Source organism: Enterobacter sp. T1-1 (genome assembly GCF_000710795.1).
GTDB lineage: Bacteria > Pseudomonadota > Gammaproteobacteria > Enterobacterales > Enterobacteriaceae > Enterobacter > Enterobacter cloacae.
This window is the reverse complement of record NZ_JALW01000042.1, coordinates 34,052-53,856: the sequence shown is the minus strand read 5'-3', so window position 1 is coordinate 53,856 and position 19,805 is coordinate 34,052. Positions and strand designations below refer to the sequence as shown.

At 55.1% G+C, this 19,805-nt stretch carries 18 protein-coding genes; 4 read left to right on the top strand and 14 right to left on the bottom strand.

Going from position 1 to position 19,805, the window contains the following annotated elements; translation table 11 throughout:
- Positions 1–53 precede the first annotated feature (53 nt).
- Both yejM and AK59_RS0114310 read right to left on the bottom strand, forming a co-directional pair.
- The gene (gene yejM, locus AK59_RS0114315) at positions 54–1,814 is read right to left on the bottom strand and encodes an LPS biosynthesis-modulating metalloenzyme YejM (protein WP_029883096.1); all 1,761 of its coding nucleotides are present in this window, start codon (positions 1,812–1,814) and stop codon (positions 54–56) included.
- A 19-nt stretch (positions 1,815–1,833) separates the two neighbouring features.
- Positions 1,834–2,061: a YejL family protein gene (locus AK59_RS0114310; RefSeq protein ID WP_001135586.1), complete on the bottom strand. Its 228-nt coding sequence runs from the start codon at positions 2,059–2,061 to the stop codon at positions 1,834–1,836.
- A gap of 134 nt (positions 2,062–2,195) precedes the next feature.
- Between AK59_RS0114310 and yejK the strand changes: the two genes are divergently transcribed.
- On the top strand, positions 2,196–3,203 hold the full coding sequence (gene yejK / locus AK59_RS0114305; protein WP_014832722.1) for a nucleoid-associated protein YejK: 1,008 nt from the start codon (positions 2,196–2,198) through the stop codon (positions 3,201–3,203).
- A gap of 52 nt (positions 3,204–3,255) precedes the next feature.
- Here the strand turns inward: yejK and rplY are convergent, their stop codons facing one another.
- From rplY to AK59_RS0114285, 4 genes are all read right to left on the bottom strand, one after another.
- Positions 3,256–3,540 carry a 50S ribosomal protein L25 gene (gene rplY / locus AK59_RS0114300; RefSeq protein ID WP_013097994.1) on the bottom strand — a complete coding sequence of 95 codons (285 nt, stop codon included), beginning with the start codon at positions 3,538–3,540 and terminating at the stop codon, positions 3,256–3,258.
- Positions 3,541–3,658: 118 nt separating this feature from the next.
- Positions 3,659–4,531 (bottom strand): alpha/beta fold hydrolase, encoded by an 873-nt coding sequence (locus tag AK59_RS0114295; protein WP_029883095.1) that lies wholly within the window; start codon positions 4,529–4,531, stop codon positions 3,659–3,661.
- Between the two features lie 52 nt (positions 4,532–4,583).
- Positions 4,584–5,177, bottom strand: a complete 594-nt coding sequence (locus AK59_RS0114290; RefSeq protein ID WP_029883094.1) for a TetR/AcrR family transcriptional regulator — start codon at positions 5,175–5,177, stop codon at positions 4,584–4,586.
- 71 nt (positions 5,178–5,248) lie between these two features.
- Positions 5,249–7,006, bottom strand: a complete 1,758-nt coding sequence (locus AK59_RS0114285) for a DEAD/DEAH box helicase (RefSeq protein WP_029883093.1) — start codon at positions 7,004–7,006, stop codon at positions 5,249–5,251.
- A 151-nt stretch (positions 7,007–7,157) separates the two neighbouring features.
- Here AK59_RS0114285 and rsuA point away from each other — a divergent pair, with 151 nt between their 5' ends.
- From rsuA to AK59_RS0114270, 3 genes are all read left to right on the top strand, one after another.
- Positions 7,158–7,865, top strand: coding sequence for a 16S rRNA pseudouridine(516) synthase RsuA (gene rsuA, locus AK59_RS0114280; RefSeq protein WP_013097990.1), 708 nt, complete (start codon positions 7,158–7,160; stop codon positions 7,863–7,865).
- A gap of 15 nt (positions 7,866–7,880) precedes the next feature.
- On the top strand, positions 7,881–9,077 hold the full coding sequence (locus tag AK59_RS0114275; RefSeq protein WP_013097989.1) for a Bcr/CflA family multidrug efflux MFS transporter: 1,197 nt from the start codon (positions 7,881–7,883) through the stop codon (positions 9,075–9,077).
- A gap of 278 nt (positions 9,078–9,355) precedes the next feature.
- Positions 9,356–9,700 carry a YejG family protein gene (locus AK59_RS0114270; RefSeq protein ID WP_013097988.1) on the top strand — a complete coding sequence of 115 codons (345 nt, stop codon included), beginning with the start codon at positions 9,356–9,358 and terminating at the stop codon, positions 9,698–9,700.
- Positions 9,701–9,703: 3 nt separating this feature from the next.
- On the opposite strand, the gene yejF is transcribed toward AK59_RS0114270, so the two are convergent.
- The 8 genes from yejF to AK59_RS0114230 all read right to left on the bottom strand — a co-directional run bounded on the left by yejF (position 9,704) and on the right by AK59_RS0114230 (position 19,707).
- Positions 9,704–11,293 (bottom strand): microcin C ABC transporter ATP-binding protein YejF, encoded by a 1,590-nt coding sequence (yejF, locus tag AK59_RS0114265; RefSeq protein ID WP_029883092.1) that lies wholly within the window; start codon positions 11,291–11,293, stop codon positions 9,704–9,706.
- Position 11,294: 1 nt separating this feature from the next.
- A complete protein-coding gene (locus AK59_RS0114260) occupies positions 11,295–12,320 on the bottom strand; it encodes an ABC transporter permease (RefSeq protein ID WP_029883091.1) in 1,026 nt (341 codons plus the stop codon).
- Positions 12,320–13,414 (bottom strand): microcin C ABC transporter permease YejB, encoded by a 1,095-nt coding sequence (locus AK59_RS0114255; RefSeq protein ID WP_029883090.1) that lies wholly within the window; start codon positions 13,412–13,414, stop codon positions 12,320–12,322. The genes AK59_RS0114260 and AK59_RS0114255 overlap by 1 nt, the downstream gene beginning before the upstream one ends.
- Before the next feature lie 9 nt (positions 13,415–13,423).
- Complete coding sequence (locus AK59_RS0114250; RefSeq protein WP_020690112.1) at positions 13,424–15,229, bottom strand: extracellular solute-binding protein; 1,806 nt, start codon at positions 15,227–15,229, stop codon at positions 13,424–13,426.
- A gap of 74 nt (positions 15,230–15,303) precedes the next feature.
- Entirely contained in the window at positions 15,304–16,860 is a 1,557-nt protein-coding gene (locus AK59_RS0114245) for a cyclic di-GMP phosphodiesterase (RefSeq protein ID WP_029883089.1), read from the bottom strand.
- Between the two features lie 128 nt (positions 16,861–16,988).
- Positions 16,989–17,558: a bifunctional murein DD-endopeptidase/murein LD-carboxypeptidase gene (mepS, locus tag AK59_RS0114240; protein ID WP_029883088.1), complete on the bottom strand. Its 570-nt coding sequence runs from the start codon at positions 17,556–17,558 to the stop codon at positions 16,989–16,991.
- A 415-nt stretch (positions 17,559–17,973) separates the two neighbouring features.
- Positions 17,974–18,687, bottom strand: coding sequence for a phosphatase PAP2 family protein (locus AK59_RS0114235; protein ID WP_029883087.1), 714 nt, complete (start codon positions 18,685–18,687; stop codon positions 17,974–17,976).
- A 33-nt stretch (positions 18,688–18,720) separates the two neighbouring features.
- Positions 18,721–19,707 carry a CobW family GTP-binding protein gene (locus AK59_RS0114230; protein ID WP_029883086.1) on the bottom strand — a complete coding sequence of 329 codons (987 nt, stop codon included), beginning with the start codon at positions 19,705–19,707 and terminating at the stop codon, positions 18,721–18,723.
- Positions 19,708–19,805 lie beyond the last annotated feature (98 nt).

Sequence of the window (19,805 nt, the reverse complement as noted above, 5' to 3'; positions counted from 1 at the left end):
CTCGATTCCGTTTTGAATGCAAGGGAATCTGAGGCTAACTGGTTTATAATTAATCAGTTAGCGATAAACCGTTTCTCATCCGTCAGAACCTGTAGCAGCAGATTCAACTGCGGTTTCTGGTCTTTCAGCCGTTCACCCTGCAGATTATACGTCTGGTAGTTTCCGTTATTGTTCAATACCAGCGTCAGCATTGGCGTGGTGACCGCCAGCGTATCATTGCCCGCTGCCGTGACCCAGTTGTGGCGACGCGTGGCGCTGAAGAGATCCTGCCCCTGTGAATACTCATTTGCCGGTGTACTGACGTGCAGCAGCCGTTGCATCAGCGTGGTCATCACATCTTTATGTTCGGTGAGCATGTTAATGCGCTGAGCGGGGGTGCCCGGCCAGTGGATCACCAGCGGAACATGCAGATTCGGTCGCGACCAGCTCATACTCTTCGCTTCGTCGCCCAGCGGTACGCCGTGGGCTGCCGTCACGATCACCACGGTGTTTTCGAGCTTGCCGGATTCGCGTAAGGCATCAAGCACGCGGCTAATCTGGTCATCAACATTGCCTGCTGCACGGCTGTAGCGGCGCGCAAAGCCTTTCTGATTGCTGTCATCGAGCGTGGTGCCATTAAAGGCAACCCAGGAGAACCAGCGGTTATCTTCCTGCGCATAACGCTGCAGCCAGTTAATCCACTGACTGGCGGTCTGCTCGTCCGACTGGCTTTCTGCGGCTGGCAGGGAGAAATCAGACAGCAGCGCCTGGCGGTACAGCGCGCTGTTAAAGCCGTCTGAGGAGAACAACCCTAACTGATATCCCTGCTGATTGAGCCCGGTGATCAGCGCGGCAGGAATGCGCGCAGAAAGCACGCCGTCCATGTAGGCGGCTGAAATGCCATAGAACAGGCCAAAAATGCCCGCATCGGCGGTGTTGCCGGAGCTCATATGCTGGGTGAACGTCACGTTCTTGCTGGCGAATTCGGCCAGCGCGGGCATCTGCTTCTCGTAACGGGAGTAGTTCAGACCATCGACGGTGATCAGCAGGACGTTCTGTCCGCGTCCCATATCGCGATAGCGCAGATCGCTCAGCGGATACTGCACGCTAACCGCTTCCGGATTCCCTTGCTCAATCAGACGACGCTGGTACTCCTGCGCGTCCAGCAGCCCGTGCTTCTCAAGGAAACGACGCGCCGTCATTGGATAAGAGAGCGGCAGGTTCGCCCGCTGCATGGTGATCGGACGATAGAAGTTCGCATCCGCCCAGATATACATGATGTGCGAACTGATAAAGGAGATGAAAAAGATCGCGGCCACCGGTTTCGCGTAATGGCGTCGGCGGGTCAGGCTGCGCAGTTTTTGCCAGCTCCAGGTGGCAAACAGCATCTCTATCAGAAGGATCACCGGAACGCTGATAAACATCAGCTGCCAGTCACGGGCCGTTTCGTTCTGATCGGGGTTAATCACCAGCTCCCAGACGATGGGATTGAGATGCAGGTGGAAGCGGGTGAACACTTCACTGTCGATAAGCAGCAGCGTCATCCCTGCCGTTGCAAGGATGGCGGATAAAAATCGCATCAGACGCTGCGACATGACGATAAACGTCAGCGGGAAGAGGATCAGCAGATAGGTGGCGAAAACCAAAAAGCTAAAGTGCCCTACAACGCTTATCCAGGAGTAAATACGCCCGGTTAGCGTCGTCGGCCAGTCTGCGACAAACAGATAACGACAGCCGATAAGCGTCGCCAGCAGAATGTTGAACAGGGCAAACCAGTGCCCCCAGCTGACCATCTGGGAGACTTTTTCACGGTAGCGCTGACGATTCGTCACCATAAACTGTTGTTCGTTTCCCTTAATGGGCCTGGTCGTCGCTAACGGAAGACTGTAAAGCCTGGGCGAAAGATTTGGCGATCGCCTGACGCTGAGCCGGAGCAACGCTGGTATTGATAAGGTTGGTGACCATATTTCCCAAAACCATCAGGGAGAGATCGGTCGGTGTTTTATGTTTTTCCAGTACGTTGACCAGCTCACTGAGCAATTGTTCAACGTGTTCATCACTGTAGCGGGAATGTTGTGGCATAAATCAAAATCAGTTTGTTGATGAAAGGGCAACATATTACCGTAGCAACAGCTTTTTTTCCCCTTTTTTATCAGTTGTTGCACACATGTCCTGGTGGTGGTTGAATACCGCCCGGTCTAAAAGGAGAGTTTATCATGAGTCTGGAAATCAACCAGATTGCCTTGCACCAGCTTATCAAGCGTGATGAGCAAACCCTTGAAGTGGTGCTGCGCGATTCGTTACTGGAACCCACGGCAACCGTTGTGGAAATGATGGCGGAACTGCACCGCGTCTACAGTGCAAAAAATAAAGCCTATGGTCTGTTCAGCGACGAGAGTGAACTGGCTGATAGCCTGCGCCTGCAACGTCAGGGTGAAGAAGATTTCCTGGCGTTTAGCCGCGCGGCAACCGGGCGTCTGCGCGACGAACTGGCAAAATACCCGTTTGCCGACGGCGGTATCGTTCTGTTCTGCCACTATCGCTACCTGGCGGTCGAGTATCTGCTGGTCACCGTGCTGAACAATTTAAGCAGTATGCGCGTGAATGAGCAGCTGGATATCAGCTCCACCCATTATCTGGATATCAATCATGCGGATATCGTTGCGCGTATTGATTTGACCGAGTGGGAAACCAATCCAGAGTCGACGCGCTACCTGACCTTCCTCAAAGGGCGTGTTGGCCGTAAAGTGGCCGATTTCTTTATGGACTTCCTCGGTGCCAGCGAAGGTCTCAACGCCAAAGCGCAGAACAAAGGGCTGCTGCAGGCGGTGGATGACTTCACGGCGGAAGCGCAGCTCGATAAATCTGAGCGCCAGAACGTGCGTCAGCAGGTTTACAGCTACTGCAACGAACAGCTGCAGGCGGGGGAAGAGATTGAGCTGGAGTCGCTGTCAAAAGAGCTGGCCGGCGTCAGTGAAGTCAGTTTCCAGGAATTTACCGCTGAGAAAGGGTATGAGCTGGAAGAGAGCTTCCCGGCGGATCGCAGTACGCTGCGTCAGTTAACCAAATTTGCCGGAAGCGGCGGCGGGTTAACCATCAACTTTGATGCCATGCTGCTGGGGGAACGTATCTTCTGGGATCCGGCCACCGATACGCTGACCATTAAAGGTACACCACCCAACCTGCGCGATCAGCTGCAGCGTCGTACTACTGGCGGTAAATAACCGCCATAAAAAAACCCCGCCGAAGCGGGGCTTTTTTTCGACATGTTTGCGATTACGCGCGAACGAAGTCGATGTGAGTCAGTTTTGGCTTGAACGCGTGACGCTGAACAGCCTGAACTTTCACTTTTTCTTCTTTACCGCCAACAACGATGGTCAGAACTTCGCTGTAGAATTCAGCTTTGGTCTGCATGTTCCATACTTTGTCGTGATCCAGTTCGATAGAAACTGGAGCAGCTTCGCCACCGTAAACGATAGCCGGGAACTTGTTAGCGGTACGCAGGCGGCGGCTCGCACCCTTACCCTGCACGTTACGTACTTCTGCTTCGATAGTGAACATTGATTTCTCTCTGTATTTAAAACCCTACTACAGGCGACCCAGCAGCAGGTGAGTGTTCTGCTTTGCGGATGCAAAAGCGGGCGGCATTATAGCCCCCAATCCACCTCAGGGCAATGAATTAATCCCCACTAAAGAAACCGCTTAGGGCGTCGGCGACGGCCTGAGGCTGCTCTTCTGGCTGAAAATGGCCGCAACGAGGGATCACGCGCCCGTCAACGCGTTCTGCAAACGCCCTCAGCGGCGAGGCCATATCAGGAATCGAACCCTGATCGGCACTGAGTGCCAGAACAGGAACAGAGAGTTTACCCCGTTCGCTAAGCGCCCGGTTTTGCGCAGCGGAGAGGGCGGCAGCGCGATAGTAAGCCAGCCCTGCGCGTAAGCCACCTTCGCGCGTAAAAATGCGCAGATACTCGTCAAGATCCGCCTCGCTGAAGGTGAGGGGATTCGCCGCTTTGCGACGCAGAAACCACTCCAGATAGCCACGCTCTTTACCCCTGATGAGGAATTCAGGCAGGTCTGCAATTACGTGAAAGGCAAAATGCCAGGTGCGCCAGGCGCGGTCCGCGGTGACGGGGAGGGCATCGGGTAAGGTAATACCCGGAATGCCGGCGTCCAGCAGCGCCAGCTTTATCACCTCATCGCTGTACATCGCCGCATAAGGCCAGGCAACCCAGGCTCCCACGTCGTGACCGGCCAGATAGTAGCGATGCACGCCAAGCTGGGTCAGCAGTTCATGAACATGGCTGGCGAGGGTGTGGGTGTCATACCCCTCTGACGGACAATCGGTATCACCCTGTCCGGGTAAGTCCGGGGCGATCACATGGTAACGCTCGGCCAGCACAGGGATAACATGGCGCCAGGCGTACCAGCTTTCGGGGAAACCTGCCAGCAGGACAACCGTCTGCGCGTGCTGTTCTCCGGCGGTGACGTAGTGCGTGCGGATGCCATTGATGAGCGTGAAGTGGTGCTGCGGGGCGATGGGCATGGTCATAACGATCTCCAGAATAATAGGAAATAATCGTTTCCTAATTGGTTAAAAAAACTCAGCCGAGCAGGCTGAGTGCCGCGTTAACGGCGCTATTGATTTCGTCCTCAGACAGGCCTTTTTTGCCGATCACGCGGTAACCCTGCAGCAGCGCGAAAAGATTACGTGCCGTTTGCTCCGTGGGCAGCGCGAGGGAAAGGCTACCGTCCCGCTGGCCTTCCTGAACCAGTTCGAGTAACAGCTGCTCGGTACGCTGCATGGCGGCTTTGATGTACTGCGTGGTTGCCTCATCAAAAACCGCCAGCTCGGTCGCGCTGGCGACCACCAGACAGCCGCGTATGCCCTCAGGACCGTGGCTGCTCTCGGCGTAGAAACGTAACACCGCCGCGATTTTATCTCGCCCGCTGCGTGCCGCCTCGGTACGCTGGCGCAGGGCGGCGCTGCGCGTCCGGGTGTAACGGTCGAACGCCGCGAGAAACAGGCCATTCTTGCTGCCAAAGGCTTTATACAGGCTTCCCGCCGTAAGGCCCGTCGCGTCACTCAGCTCTTTGATTGAGGTAGCATGGTAGCCGCGCTCGCGGAAAACGAGCAGGGCGCTGTCGATGGCAGCGTCGGTGTCAAATTCACGCGGGCGACCGGGAAGACGTGACATGAGTGAGTCCTGTTGTAACGCGATAATACATAATAGGAAACAATCGTTTCCTATTCAAGGCCTGCCTGCCATTAACGCAGTTCGTTGGCCCGACGAAAACGGCCTTCATAGTCAAAAACCTTTTCACGGACTTGCCAGTACTGGCCTTTCTTGCGGGCGACAACAAAATCCGGATGGCGCAGCAGCACCTGCTGATGCACGATATCCGCTACGGTTATCCAGCGCAGCGGTACGCCCGGCGTGCGGGTATGCGGGCGGATAAAGAGCTGTTCGAAAGCCGTGCGCTGAGCCGGAGTGTGCACCCGGAAGCGCTCGCTGACGTCGGCACCGTCCTCATCGTAATAGGTGATTTTCAGCCATTCGCCTTTTTCATCCGCTCCCGGTTGCAGCACCATGCCAGAGCAGCGCAGCACCAGGGCATCCTTTAACTTCAGCGCGGCCTTCAGCATGTCATCAGGGTCGACCAGAACCGTGTCACATTCACGGCAGCGGCGGGCGGCAATATCATTTTCTGCGTTGCATTGGGGGCAGTTTTTAAAGCGGAAACGGAAATCGCACTGCTCGCGATGCCCTTCATCATCTTCAAACCAGCCCTGACAGCGGCGGCCAAAATGTTCGATCAGCGTACCGTCAGCCGTCGTCTTGCCCCAAAAGGTGTTGGCAAAGCCACAGGCAGGACAGAAGACCTGTACCGGCACGTTGTCACTTTTTCCTTTCGGGGTACCCACTTCAGGCGAGTAGAGATCGTGCGGGTTACCGGCGTAATCCAGGATCAGGCAGTCGGTTTTACCGGGGGCCAGACGCAGACCGCGGCCAACGATTTGCTGATACAGGCTGACCGATTCGGTCGGACGCAGAATAGCAATCAGGTCGACGTGAGGGGCATCAAACCCGGTGGTGAGTACCGAGACGTTTACCAGATAGCGAAACTGCTGTGCTTTAAACGCCTCAATCAGGCTGTCGCGCTCCGGGCCGGGCGTCTCGCCGGTGATCAGCGCCGCGTCGCCAGCGGGCAGTAAGCCGGTGATTTCGCGCGCATGCTCAACGGTGGCGGCAAAAATCATTACCCCTTTGCGCGTTTCAGCGAACTCTTCAATCTGGCTGATAATGTGCGGAGTGATGCGCTTTTGCTTTTTCAGCTCCTGGTTCAAATCCGCTTCGCTAAATAAACCGTTGCTCTGCGCCTGTAAGCGGCTGAAATCGTACTGGACGACCGGCATATCCAGCCGTTCAGGCGGGGTCAGGTAGCCGTGTTTAATCATATAGCGCAGCGGAAGTTCATAAATACAGTCGCTGAACAGCGCCTTCTCATCCCCTCGCACCATACCGTGATAATGAAAGCGGTAAATCCAGCCTTTACCCAGGCGAAACGGGGTTGCCGTCAGGCCCAGCAGACGTAAGTGAGGGTTCACCTCTTTCAGGTGAGTGAGGATTTGCTGATACTGGCTATCGTCGTCATCACTGATGCGATGGCACTCGTCGACAATCAGCAGCGAAAATTCGCTGCGAAACAGCTCAAGGTTGCGGGCAACAGACTGCACGCTGCCGAACACCACTTTGCCGTGGCTCTCTTTCCGCTTTAGCCCGGCGGCGAAGATATCGGCCTCCAGACCAAGCGCACAATACTTGGCATGGTTTTGCGCAACCAGCTCTTTGACGTGCGCCAGCACCAGCACGCGGCCGCGCGCCAGGCGGGCAAGTTCGGCGATCACCAGGCTTTTGCCTGCGCCAGTGGGGAGCACAATGGCCGCGGGCTCACGGTGTTTGCGAAACCAGGCCAGGGTGGCGTCAACGGCTTCCTGCTGATAGGGGCGAAGTGTAAAAGTCATGGGGTCTCTGTATCGTTATTCCGCATATAGTATGCCACGAAACTTTTTCCCTTGAGTGGCGCAACCAGACCATTATACTGAACCGTTCCTGACTGCTTCTTTTTCGGACGCATTGTCCGACTTCCAGCACCATTAAGGCTAAAAAGATTTCATGCGACTTGATAAGTTTATCGCTCAGCAACTCGGCGTAAGCCGTGCTATTGCCGGGCGCGAGATCCGCGCCAGCCGCGTTACCGTGGATGGCGACATTGTGAGAGACAGCGCGTTCAAACTGCAACCTGACCATCAGGTGGAGTATGACGGCAATCCGCTCACCCAGCAGCACGGCCCGCGCTATTTCATGCTCAATAAGCCGGAAGGCTACGTCTGTTCTACGGACGATCCGGATCACCCGACGGTGCTCTATTTCCTCGACGAACCGGTTGCGCACAAGCTGCATGCGGCTGGCCGCCTCGATATCGACACCACGGGGCTGGTGCTGATGACCGACGACGGTCAGTGGTCCCACCGCATTACCTCTCCGCGTCATCACTGTGAAAAAACCTATCTGGTGACGCTGGAATCGCCGGTGGCAGATGACACGGCAGAACAATTTGCCAAAGGCGTTCAGCTGCATAATGAAAAAGACCTCACCAAACCGGCGGTGCTGGAAGTCATTACCCCGACCGAAGTCCGTCTGACCATCAGCGAAGGGCGTTATCATCAGGTGAAACGTATGTTCGCCGCGGTGGGTAACCACGTTGTGGGTCTGCATCGTGAACGTATTGGGGCAATTGAACTCGATCCCGATCTGGCGCCTGGCGAATATCGCCCGCTGACAGAAGAAGAGATCGCCAGCGTCGGTCTGCCCTCGCATTAATTTCAGGAGAACCCTGTGACCACCAGGCCACACTCGTCTTTCAAAATCGTGTTCATTCTTGGCCTGCTGGCCATGTTGATGCCGCTGTCGATTGATATGTATCTGCCTGCGCTGCCGGTGATTTCGGCGCAGTTTGGCGTACCGGCTGGCAGCGCACAGATGACGCTCAGTACCTATATTCTCGGTTTTGCCCTTGGCCAGCTGTTTTATGGCCCGATGGCCGACAGCCTCGGACGTAAGCCGGTTATTCTGGGCGGAACGCTGATCTTTGCAGCCGCAGCCGTGGCCTGTGCGCTGGCACAGAGTATCGATCAGCTGATCGTGATGCGTTTATTCCACGGCCTCGCGGCGGCGGCGGCAAGCGTGGTGATTAACGCCCTGATGCGTGATATCTACCCGAAAGAAGAGTTCTCCCGCATGATGTCATTTGTCATGCTGGTGACCACCATTGCGCCGCTGGTGGCGCCGATGGCCGGTGGCGCGGTGCTGGTATGGTTCAGCTGGCATGCCATTTTCTGGATCCTGGCGCTTGCCGCACTGCTGGCCTCGGCGATGATTTTCTTCTTTATTGATGAAACGTTAGCCGTCGAGCGCCGCCAGAAATTCCACATCCGTACCACAATGGGGAATTTTGCCTCGCTGTTCCGCCACAAGCGCGTGCTGAGCTACATGCTGGCAAGCGGCTTCAGCTTTGCCGGCATGTTCTCCTTCCTGAGCGCCGGGCCATTTGTCTATATTGAGCTGAACCACGTTTCCCCTCAGCACTTTGGGTATTACTTTGCGCTGAACATTGTGTTCCTGTTCATCATGACCATCATCAACAGCCGCTTTGTTCGCCGGATTGGAGCACTGAACATGTTCCGTGCCGGGCTGTGGATCCAGTTTGTGATGGCTATCTGGCTGGTGGTCAGCGCGTTTTTCGGCGTGGGCTTCTGGGCGCTGGTGGTGGGGGTTGCCGCTTTTGTTGGCTGCGTCTCGATGATCTCATCCAATGCGATGGCGGTCATTCTCGACGAGTTCCCGCATATGGCTGGCACCGCGTCATCGCTGGCGGGGACGTTCCGCTTCGGGATTGGTGCCGTGGTGGGGGCGTTACTCTCAATGGCGACCTTTAACACGGCCTGGCCAATGCTGTGGGCGATGGCGTTCTGTGCCACCAGCTCCATTCTCTTCTGTCTTTATGCCAGCCGACCGCGAAAAGCCGCTCATTAATCTGCACATCAGGCCCGATACGGGCCTTTTTGTTGACCCATATCAACCAAACTTGCGTTCGTTTACCCTGTGTTTGTTTCTTTTATGTAAAATCTATTTGTGTAAAAAGTCACATCATTGTATTTAAAAAGGTTGAGTTAGATCGCAGAAACGGGTACATATAGCGCCGACGCGAGCCTGGATACCTATAAAAAAGCGCTGAATAGTGCAGGTTGGCGATGATGTGTTACTATAAATGTAAATAAATTGTGAAGTAAATTTGCTTCCGGGGATCGAACGTGAATACATTACAACTCTCCATAGTCCATCGCTTGCCCCAGAGCTATCGCTGGTCGGCGGGTTTTGCAGGTTCGAAAGTTGAACCGATTCCGCAAAACGTTGCAGGTTGCGAGAATTGTCTGGTCGCGCTCAAACTGCTTAGCCCGAGCGACGAAGATGCATGGCCGGTAATGGAACGCTTAAGCCAGGCGCTGTCGGATATCGAAGTGGACAGCTCCGTACTGGAGTGTGAAGGCGAGCCGTGCCTGTTTGTTAAAAGTCAGGATGAATTTGCCGCAACCTGCCGCCTGAAAAACTTCGGCGTGGCCATTGCTGAGCCTTTCTCGGGCCAGTATCCCTTCTGAGTGCTAGTCTGCCGATAACAGCTGGCGCGTGTAGCTCTGCGTCGGTGCAGTAAATACGCGCTGGCACTCACCTTGCTCGACCACTTCTCCCTGCCGTAGCACAATCACCTGATGGCATAACGCCCGCACTACCTGTAGATCGTGGCTGATAAAGATATAGGCCAGCCGGTGCTTTTCCTGTAACCCTTTTAACAGGGTCAGGATCTGTGCCTGCACGGTTCTGTCCAGCGAGGAGGTCGGTTCATCCAGGATGATCAGCTCAGGTTTGAGGATCAGCGCGCGGGCAATGGCGATACGCTGGCGCTGTCCGCCAGAAAATTCAGCCGGGTAGCGATGCCGCGTCTCGGGATCTAACCCTACCTCTGCCATCACACGCCTGACCTCATTTTCACGTTGCAGAGCCGTCAGGGTAGGCTGATGGACGCGCAATCCTTCTTCGATGATCTGCAAAATACTCAGCCTTGGATTGAGCGAGGAGTTGGGATCCTGAAACACCACCTGCATGCGGGGGCGTACCGGCAGCATCTGCCGACGGTTCCAGCGGTGCAGCGGCATGCCGTCAAACAGGATCTCGCCCTGCGAGGCAATTAAACGCAGCAGTGCCAGGCCGGTGGTGCTTTTGCCTGAACCCGACTCGCCCACCAGTCCCAGCGACTCACCCGGGCGCAGTGAAAAACGGATGTTCTTCAGCACGGCGTTCTGGTCGACCACGCGGCGCAGAATACCTTTACGGATGGGGAAGGAGACAGACAGCCCCTCGACGTTGAGCAACGGCGCGCTGTCCCCCCGGAGAGGCACAGGATCGCCTGAGGGTTCACTGTCGAGCAGCCGCTGCGTATAGGCGTGCTGAGGCGTGTTCAGCAGTGCGGCGGCGGTGTTCTGCTCTACACAGCGTCCGTTTTGCATTACGGCGACGCTGTCGGCCAGCTTTTTCACAATGCTCAGGTTATGGGTGATAAACAGCAGACTCATGTTCAGCTCGCTACGTAGCTCCCGCAGCAGCTGCAAAATTTGCGCCTGCACCGTGACGTCCAGCGCGGTGGTGGGCTCATCGGCGATCAGCAGTTCCGGGCGCGTCAGTAGCGCCATGGCAATCATCACACGTTGACGTTCACCGCCGGAAAGCTGATGCGGGAAATCGCTCAGCCGTTTTGCCGCGTTGCGGATGCCGGTTCTGTCGAGGCAGTCGAGGATTTCCCCGCGCGCGGCCTCTTTGCGCATGCCCCGGTGCAGGGAGAGCACCTCGTAAAGCTGTTTTTCCAGAGTATGCAGCGGGTTGAGTGAGACCATCGGCTCCTGGAAAATCATCGCAATCTTATTGCCGCGGACGCCCCGCAGGGTCTGTTCGTCGGCGTGCAGCAGCGAGCTGCCGTGAAACAGAATATCTCCTTGCGGGTAGCTCACTGGCGGAGACGGGAGCAGGCGCAGAATGGAGAGTGCCGAGACGCTCTTGCCGGAGCCGGATTCCCCCACCAGCGCCAGCGTTTCGCCACGCTGGATCTGCAGCGACAGATCGCTGACCACGGTGCGCGTCTCACCCTGTTTCGAAAAGGCAATCGACAGATTATCGATACTGAGAAGGGGCTGCGTCATGTTACACCGCCTTGTTGGGATCGAAGGCGTCGCGCACGGCTTCGCCAATAAAAATCAGCAGCGAAAGCAGTACCGCCACGGAAAGAAAGGCTGTAATGCCCAGCCACGGTGCCTGCAGGTTGTTTTTGCCCTGCAGCAACAGCTCGCCGAGCGAGGGGGAACCGAGCGGTAGCCCGAAGCCCAGAAAATCGAGCGAGGTGAGGGTGGTGATGGAGCTGCACAAAATAAACGGCAGAAAGGTCAGTGTCGCCACCACGGCGTTCGGCAGCATATGGCGGAAGATGATCCCACGGTCGCTCACGCCCAGTGCCTGCGCGGCACGAATATAATCAAAATTACGGGTGCGCAGAAATTCTGCGCGCACGACGCCCACCAGCGCCATCCAGCCAAACAATACGGTGATCCCCAGCAGCCACCAGAAGTTTGGCTGCACCACGCTCGACAGCAGGATGATCAGAAACAGCGTTGGCATACCTGACCACACCTCAATCACGCGCTGACCCCAGAGGTCAATTTTACCGCCATAGTAGCCCTGGACGGCACCTGCCACCACGCCCATCACGCTGGAGAAGAGCGTCAGCATCAGCCCAAAGAGGATCGAGATTCGGGTACCGTAGAGGATGCGCGCCAGCACGTCGCCACCGTTGGCATCCGTTCCCAGCCAGTTTTGCGCGGACGGGGGAGAAGGGAAGGGGGTCGTGGTGGCGAAATTGATACTGTTGGCGCCAAAACGGATCGGGGCCCACAGTGCCCAGCCGTGTTGATCAATCTGCTGGCGCAGCCACGGATCCTGATACTCCGCCGGTGTTGCAAACGGGCCGCCAAAGTCACTTTCACTGTAGTTGTTAAGCACGGGTACATACCAGCGGTCGTTGAAATGCACCAGCAAGGGTTTATCGTTGGCAATCAGCTCTGAGCACAGGCTTAACACAAACAGGACGGCAAAAATCCATAACGACCAGTAGCCACGACGGTTGTGGCGAAAACGGGCCCAGCGGGCCTGATTGACGGGGCTTAAACGCGGCATCATCGGCCCTCAAAATCGATTCGGGGATCGACCAGCGTATAGCTGATATCACTGACGATATTCAGCAGCAGGCCAATCAGGGTAAAAATGTAGAGTGTGCCAAACATCACCGGATAATCCCGCGACACGGTGGCTTCATAGCCCAACAGCCCCAGACCGTTAAGCGAGAACATCACCTCAATAAGCAGCGAGCCGGTAAAAAACATACTGATGAACGTGGCAGGAAATCCGGCAATCACCAGCAGCATGGCGTTGCGGAACACGTGCTTCCACATGATCTGTTTTTCACCCACGCCCTTCGCGCGGGCGGTGACGACATACTGTTTGCGGATTTCATCAAGAAAGGCGTTTTTGGTCAGCATGGTCAGGGCGGCAAATCCGCCAATCACCGTTGCCAGCACCGGCAGCGTGATGTGCCAGAGATAGTCGGTGACTTTCTGATACCACGGCAGGGTGCTGAAATCGGCGGATACCAGCCCCCGCAGCGGGAAGAGATCGAAATAGCTGCCGCCGGCAAAAAAGACAATCAACAGCACAGCGAACAGAAACGCCGGAATGGCATAGCCGATGATAATGAACGTGCTGCTCCAGATATCAAAACGGCTGCCGTTGTTGACCGCTTTGCGGATCCCAAGCGGAATGGAAACCAGGTAGATAATCAGCGTTCCCCACAGTCCCAGGGTGATCGACACCGGCAGGCTTTGTTTGATCAGGGTTAAGACCGAGGCACTGCGGAACAGGCTATCACCAAAATCAAACCGGACGTAATCCCACAGCATTTTGAAATAGCGCTCGTGAATCGGTTTATCAAAGCCATAGCGATGGGTGATCTCGGCAATCACCTCCGGATCCAGCCCGCGGCCGCCGCGATAATGGCTTTCGCTGATATTCCCTACGCCCGTTTTGGCATGGCTTGCGCCCATTCCTTCTCCGCCCCCGCCGGGCATCCCGCCGCTGGTACCAAATTCAATGGCCGCAATCGCCTGATCGACCGGCCCGCCGGGCGCGATTTGCACAATAAAAAAGTTAATAGTGATGATGGCCCACAGGGTTGGGATGATCAGCAGGAGACGGCGGATTAGATACGCACCCATGATGATTCCTTATCGCCGCTCAGCTGGGAGTCTGGCGGCTTTGTTAACGTCATACCACCAGGTATCGAAGCCCAGCGAATAGATCGGGCGCACGGCAGGCAGCGAAAATTTGTCCCAGCGGGCAAGACGATCTTCACCCATATACCACATGGGCAGCATGTAGTAGTTCCAGGTTAACACTCTGTCGAGTGCGCGTCCTAATGGCAGGAGCTTCTGTTTATCGCCCTGTGCCGCCACGATCTTTGCAATTAGCGCGTCAACGACCGGGCTTTTTACCCCCGGCGCATTGTACGAGGAGTCGATGTAACTGGAAGCCCAGGAAATCTGCAGGTCGGAGCTTGGCCAGGGCTGCGCGGGCCACAGGCTCTGCATCATATCGTAATCCCGGCTGCGCTTGCGGTTGGTCAGCTGGGCGATATCCACCTGGCGTATGTTCATTGTGATCCCCAGCCGGGCCAGGTTGTGCTTAAACGGCAAAACCCACTGATCGTTTGCCCCTGACGCGATCAGTAGCTCGAAGCTCAACGGTTTTCCCGTTTGGGCATTGACCCGTTTTTGATTTTTCAGGACCCAACCGGCCTCATCCAGCAGTTTGCTGGCTTTCAGCAAATTGTCACGATCAAAGCCGTTGCCATCGGAGGTGGGGGGATCAAACACGGTGGTAAACACTTCCGGCGGCAATTGTGCTTTGAAGGGGGCCAGCAGCGTCAACTCGTCGGCATTGGGGTAAGCGCGCGCCGCGTATTCGGTATTCTGAAAATAGCTGTTAGCGCGGCTGTAGGCGCCATAAAACAGCGCCTTGTTCATCCACTCAAAGTCAAAGGCCAGGGTAATGGCCTGACGTACCCGGCGGTCGTTAAACACCGGGCGCTGAATATTAAACGCCAGCCAGCGCGTGTCCTGGGCAGAGCTATTTTTGTGCTCGTCCTTGACGATGTAGCCTTTGGCGAAGTTTTTACCGATATAGCGCGTGGCCCAGTTTTTGGCGCTGCTCTCCAGGCGTAAATCGAAGGCTCCGGCCTTAAAGGCCTCAAAAGCCACGTTATCGTCCAGGTAGTAATCATAGCGAAGGGTGTCGAAATTCCAGCGCCCCCGGTTTACCGGCAGGTTGGCGGCCCAGTAGTCTTTTACACGGGAGTAGACCACATACTGCCCCATGCGCCAGTCGGTGATGCGGTACGGGCCTCCAGCCAGCGGCGGTGTGGAGAGCGGGTCGCTCAGCTTATGAGCTTTCCAGAACGATTCAGGCATTACGGGCAGGGAGAACAGGCTCAGCATATTCTCTTTATTCGGCTCGCTCAGCTCAATGCGCACGGTGAGCGGTGCGATGGCCCTGACCGACGCGCCTTTGTAGACAATACGGAACTGGGGAACGCCTTCAGTCATAAATTTATGAAACGTAAAGGCGACATCGCTTGCCCTGACCGGCGAACCGTCATGAAAACGCGCCCGCGGGTTAAGCGAAATTTCCGCCCAGGCAAAATTATCCGCATACCGCACGTTTTCGGCGATCAGCGGATAGTAGCTTCCGGGCTCATCATCAGAGGTGACAAACAGGGTATCGTAGAGAGATTCTGTGCGCGCCGCGGCCACACCGCGCAGGGCAAAGCGGTTGAAGTTATCGAACGTGCCGGTGGCGGAGAGCGTCACATTCCCGCCTTTCGGCGCGGCAGGGTTGACGTAATCATAATGGGTGAAATTCACCGCGTATTTCGGTTCACCAATCACCGCAAACGCAACGTCTTCTTTGATGGTTTGCGCCTGGCTGGACAGGGCCGTCAGTGCCAACAGCAACAGTATGAAGCGCATAAACATCTCGCGACAGCTCCCTCTTTAACAGACCGGCTCAGTTAAGCTGAATAATAAGTGACGTCACGGGCAATGTGAAATTATTCGCCAGCGTGCGTCAGGTCGGGCCGCCACTCACGGAACTGCTCCAGCGGCATCGGACGGCTAATCCAGTATCCCTGCAGGAAGTTAACGCCATGTTCGCGCAGCCAGGCCGCCTGTTCCGGCGTTTCCACGCCCTCTGCGACGGTGGACATGTTCAGCCGTCTTGCCAGCATCAGTACGGCATCAAGCACCGGTGAGGTGACGGTTTCCGTCCCGATGGCGTTAACAAAACCCCGGTCGATTTTGATGTAATCCATGGTGAAATGTTCAAGATAGATCAGTGCACTGTGGCCGGTTCCAAAATCATCGATCGCTATCTCAAACCCTTCGTTGTGCAGCCATTCGAACAGGTTGTTGGCTTCACGGTGGTTGAGCATGTCGCGCTCGGTAATTTCCAGCACCAACTGGAAGTGATCCGGCGGCAGTAACTCTTTAAACGTGCGCATATCATCTTTAAAGCTGTCGGCGTGCAGATGCCCCGGCGCAATGTTGATACCGAGTTTTGCGCCCGGCGGTAGCTGGGTCTGTAATACCGGCGCATCGTGAATGATAAGGTCAAACAGATGCAGCGTGAGCGGAACAATCAGCTGCTGCGCTTCAGCAAAATTGATAAACGCATCAGGGGGGATCTCACCCATGGTGGGGTGCTTCCAGCGCATCAGGATCTCAACCCCCCGCATTTGCAGATCTTTTGCATCCACCACGGGCTGATAGACCACATAAAACTGGCCGCGCTTAATGGCGCTGAGGATCTCTTTGCCGGGATTTACGCGGATGGTAAGGATATAGAAATTCAGCGATCCTGCCGCAATACCGCACACCAGCCCAAAGAACAGGGCGTAGAGGATTTCGTCGCTTGTCCACTTTTCAGCGTACAGCTTAATGGTCAGCGGCACGGCCTTAAGCGTGGCGGTACGCTCGGGCACGGCATGTAAATCTTGCGCCCTGACCAGGGTACTGGACATGGTGGACAGCGCCATATCACCGATGATGATGGCAATCCCTGCGAAGTCGTCCTGGCGCGCGGTATAAAGCAGGTACGGGGTCAGATTGAGATTAACTGACGTAAACACCCCGCCGTCTTTAACCAGAGGGTTTCGGTACCAGATGGCAATGGCGGGTTTATTCGGCAGCATAGGCGTGCCCGGCAGTAATGCCATATCAATCTTCTTGTTGATGTGCAGCTCAGGAATAAGGGCTTCCATCGGCGTATCCATCGGCCCGGTGGCCGACGAGCAGAAGGCGATTTTGTCCCTGACCAGCAAGAATGCGCGCACATTGAGGCTGAAGGCAGCGCGCGACGTCAGCTCGGCATTGACGTCATGGCAGCTGTTCAGCGTGAGGGGCTGAAGAACATCGATAGAGGTTTTCAACTCTTCGAAATAGCTCTCCATATAGAGGCTCACATCGGTAATCAGGGTGTCGAACCGGACTTCCCGCTTGTGGTAACTCCAGAAAAATTGCAATGAACCCAAAAGCAGGGCAGTGACCAGACCTGTAATAATACTGAGGAAAAGTATCTTGCGATGACTGGAAAAGTAGCGGGTGAACATAGACGTCGTGATTCCTGAATTGCCGCTGGATGTATTCAGTGTAACGGGCAAAAAAAAACACCGCCGAAGCAGTGTCTTTTTTTCATCATATCGCCAGCCAAGGGATAACCAACGATACAATCATCATATTAACTGCGGGTCAGTACGCGACGCGCTTCGTTGTAGCGCTTCTTCCAGTATGGCTCGTTCATGCTGGAAATGGTCACACCGCTGCTGGTGGAGGCATGCACAAACTGATCATTACCAATATAGATGCCGACATGTCGACCCGTTGAACCGGCACGGAACAGAACTAAATCACCGGTGCGCAGTTTTGTACGTGAAATCGACTTACCCACTTCCTGCTGTTCGTAAGTTGAACGCGGCAGGTCTAACCCAAACTGCTCACGGAAGGTACGCTGTACAAAGCTGGAACAATCGATACCTTTTTTGGTGCTGCCGCCCAGACGGTAACGCACGCCTTTCCAGTCAGCATACTGGTCCATAATACGGGACTTCACGTCCAGATTACGTACCATATTTTCAAATTCATCCTGAGAGGCTTGCAGTGACGAGGAATCTTCTATTCCCACAACACGCGTCTCAGGATGCATATTCTTTGCGGTGTTCGATGTACTACATGCAGACAACAGTACCGCAACTGCTATCGCCGGGATCCCCCGCAAGATATATCTCAAAATCGGTTGAGATTTGACCATTTTGTTTATTTTCCCTTGAAGTCCTTAACGACAAATATCGTTATAAAAATGCCAAACGTGACGAGACTAATTATCTGTTCACAATGAGACAATTCTTTCTGGTCACATTTGTGGCGCAGCGCACAAATTTATTCACCAAGGAAATAATTATCTCTATGGGGCAAAACGAGTTCGAGATTAACCGATTGCCAGGGCTATTGCGAGTAAAAAAAGCCTTTTTTTTATAAGAAATTGTGATACAGAAAGTAAAAATCCGACATTGCTTAAAATGCAGTCAGATCCGGCGCTTAATCACGCAATTGATTCATTTTTATCATGAAAGAGATGACGGGAAGATGACAGTGCGAAACGATCGTGGCGGGAGATCTATCAGGGATCGCAATGATCCCTGATAGCGGACGTTAATTTTGGTTAATTATTTGTTTAATGCTTGTTGCTTTTTACCCGGCAGATAGCGATCGAACAGGGCTATTATCCGGTCGCTCAGCGGTGTCATCAGGCACCACGGTAACGCGACCAGCGCAACAGAGAGCGAGCCCACGGCAATATCGGTGAACCAGTGTGCGCCAATCATTACGCGAGGGAAGGCGAAAACCACAAAAATAATCAGGGCTATGGCGAATGCCTTCCTGCCGAAATAGCGCAGCATAACTGCACAAAAAATAAGCAGCATCATGCCGTGATCGCCAGGGAAACTGGCCTTCGAGGCATCTTTCGTTGGAATATGCAGCAATTCGCTGACGCGATAAATATCGGTAAAGAACAGCGTTGGGCTTGAGCGCTTGACCGGGATAATAGCCGTAGCAAGTTGGTTAATGGCGACAGCCAGCAGCAGCATCATCAGACCAATAATCATAATGCGGCGACGCCCGGTTTTGTCCTCTTTCAGCCAGAAAGAGAGCATCAGGCAGCCCATCGCCACCAGCGAACAGCCGTCAAACGCGCGGTTGTTGGTAATCGCCACCAGCCACAGGAAGGCATCACTCTTCACCAGGGCCTGGTTAAAGAAATGGAAGATGGCAGAATCCAGCGGAAACCAGAAACCGTGATCCACCGGGATATACCAGGAGAAAAAGAGCGCCAGTCCGGCGACATTGAGCAGCAAAATCAGGGGAATTCGAGTTGTCATAACATTCAGCATACAGGGAAAACAGGGGCAACGTTAGCCGCCCGAACTTAAACGAAGCTTCAACAGGCTGGACTGCAGGGCATTCCAGTCGGCGTTAACCGCACTAATTAACTCTATTCGGCTATCCGGGGGCGCAACATTCTGCGTTTCAATAAAGAAATCTTCACCCTGACGATTGATGCGCACCAGGCCGTCGGGGGTGCGCATAATCCCCTTAACGCGATCGACCGGCGCCAGTCTTGCCCACTCAAGCACGCCTATGGTGTCGAAAACGGTGTCGGCATCAAAGATCCACCCGCAGGCCTGATGACCCTGACCGCTGTTGAGATTACGTCGCCAGCGCTGGTGTTCCGGCAGGCTCAACGCCGCCAGACCCTGCTTTGCGGGATGACTATGCGCATGCTCCGCACTGGCGGGCAGCTCGGTGAGGTTCAGGCGTGGCAGGTCGAGCAGGGCGACATCTATCTTCCCCTGAGTGGTTTGTACCCGCTGACGGTTGCCCCCGAAATGTTGCCACCAGGCATCGAATGCCGCCTGGCTTTCAGCCGTAGCCCGATCTTCTTTATTGGCGACGATAATATCTGCGCAGGCGAGCTGATCGCGGAAGTTGTCGTTGGCTACCGCTTTTTCATCCAGCAGCTGTCGCGGGTCGAGCAGGCAAAGCGTGGCGCGTAAGTCTATCCACGGCTCGTAAACCGGTGCGGTGAGTAAATCAAGAATTTGCTTCGGGTGGCCAAGCCCCGTCGGTTCAATCAGCAGGCGGTCGGGTTTACCCTGACGCAGCAGCGTGTTCAGCCCCACCTGCATGGGCAGGCCATTCACACAGCACATGCATCCGCCCGGGATCTCTTTGATCATGGCGCCGCTGTCAGACAGTAACGCGCCATCAATACCCACTTCGCCGAATTCGTTGACCAGCACGGCCCATTTTTCTGCCGGATCTTTATTGCCCAGCAGGTGGAGAATTGAGGTGGTTTTCCCGCTACCGAGAAAACCGGTAATAAGGTTGGTCCTGGTCACGTGCGCTCCGGTAGATAATTGTGATGATGTAACAATTATCTCTCATCCTGACGAAAAAAGGGCGCAATGAGAAGAGGAAGGGCAAACGGAGCGCATGT

Excerpts from the sequence above, each read along its gene's own strand:
- yejM (WP_029883096.1), bottom strand. The coding sequence starts at position 1,814 with ATGGTGACGAATCGTCAGCGCTACCGTGAAAAAGTCTCCCAGATGGTC.
- AK59_RS0114310 (WP_001135586.1), bottom strand. The coding sequence starts at position 2,061 with ATGCCACAACATTCCCGCTACAGTGATGAACACGTTGAACAATTGCTC.
- yejK (WP_014832722.1), top strand. The coding sequence starts at position 2,196 with ATGAGTCTGGAAATCAACCAGATTGCCTTGCACCAGCTTATCAAGCGT.
- rplY (WP_013097994.1), bottom strand. The coding sequence starts at position 3,540 with ATGTTCACTATCGAAGCAGAAGTACGTAACGTGCAGGGTAAGGGTGCG.
- AK59_RS0114295 (WP_029883095.1), bottom strand. The coding sequence starts at position 4,531 with ATGACCATGCCCATCGCCCCGCAGCACCACTTCACGCTCATCAATGGC.
- AK59_RS0114290 (WP_029883094.1), bottom strand. The coding sequence starts at position 5,177 with ATGTCACGTCTTCCCGGTCGCCCGCGTGAATTTGACACCGACGCTGCC.
- AK59_RS0114285 (WP_029883093.1), bottom strand. The coding sequence starts at position 7,006 with ATGACTTTTACACTTCGCCCCTATCAGCAGGAAGCCGTTGACGCCACC.
- rsuA (WP_013097990.1), top strand. The coding sequence starts at position 7,158 with ATGCGACTTGATAAGTTTATCGCTCAGCAACTCGGCGTAAGCCGTGCT.
- yejF (WP_029883092.1), bottom strand. The coding sequence starts at position 11,293 with ATGACGCAGCCCCTTCTCAGTATCGATAATCTGTCGATTGCCTTTTCG.
- AK59_RS0114260 (WP_029883091.1), bottom strand. The coding sequence starts at position 12,320 with ATGCCGCGTTTAAGCCCCGTCAATCAGGCCCGCTGGGCCCGTTTTCGC.
- AK59_RS0114255 (WP_029883090.1), bottom strand. The coding sequence starts at position 13,414 with ATGGGTGCGTATCTAATCCGCCGTCTCCTGCTGATCATCCCAACCCTG.
- AK59_RS0114250 (WP_020690112.1), bottom strand. The coding sequence starts at position 15,229 with ATGTTTATGCGCTTCATACTGTTGCTGTTGGCACTGACGGCCCTGTCC.
- AK59_RS0114245 (WP_029883089.1), bottom strand. The coding sequence starts at position 16,860 with ATGTTCACCCGCTACTTTTCCAGTCATCGCAAGATACTTTTCCTCAGT.
- mepS (WP_029883088.1), bottom strand. The coding sequence starts at position 17,558 with ATGGTCAAATCTCAACCGATTTTGAGATATATCTTGCGGGGGATCCCG.
- AK59_RS0114235 (WP_029883087.1), bottom strand. The coding sequence starts at position 18,687 with ATGACAACTCGAATTCCCCTGATTTTGCTGCTCAATGTCGCCGGACTG.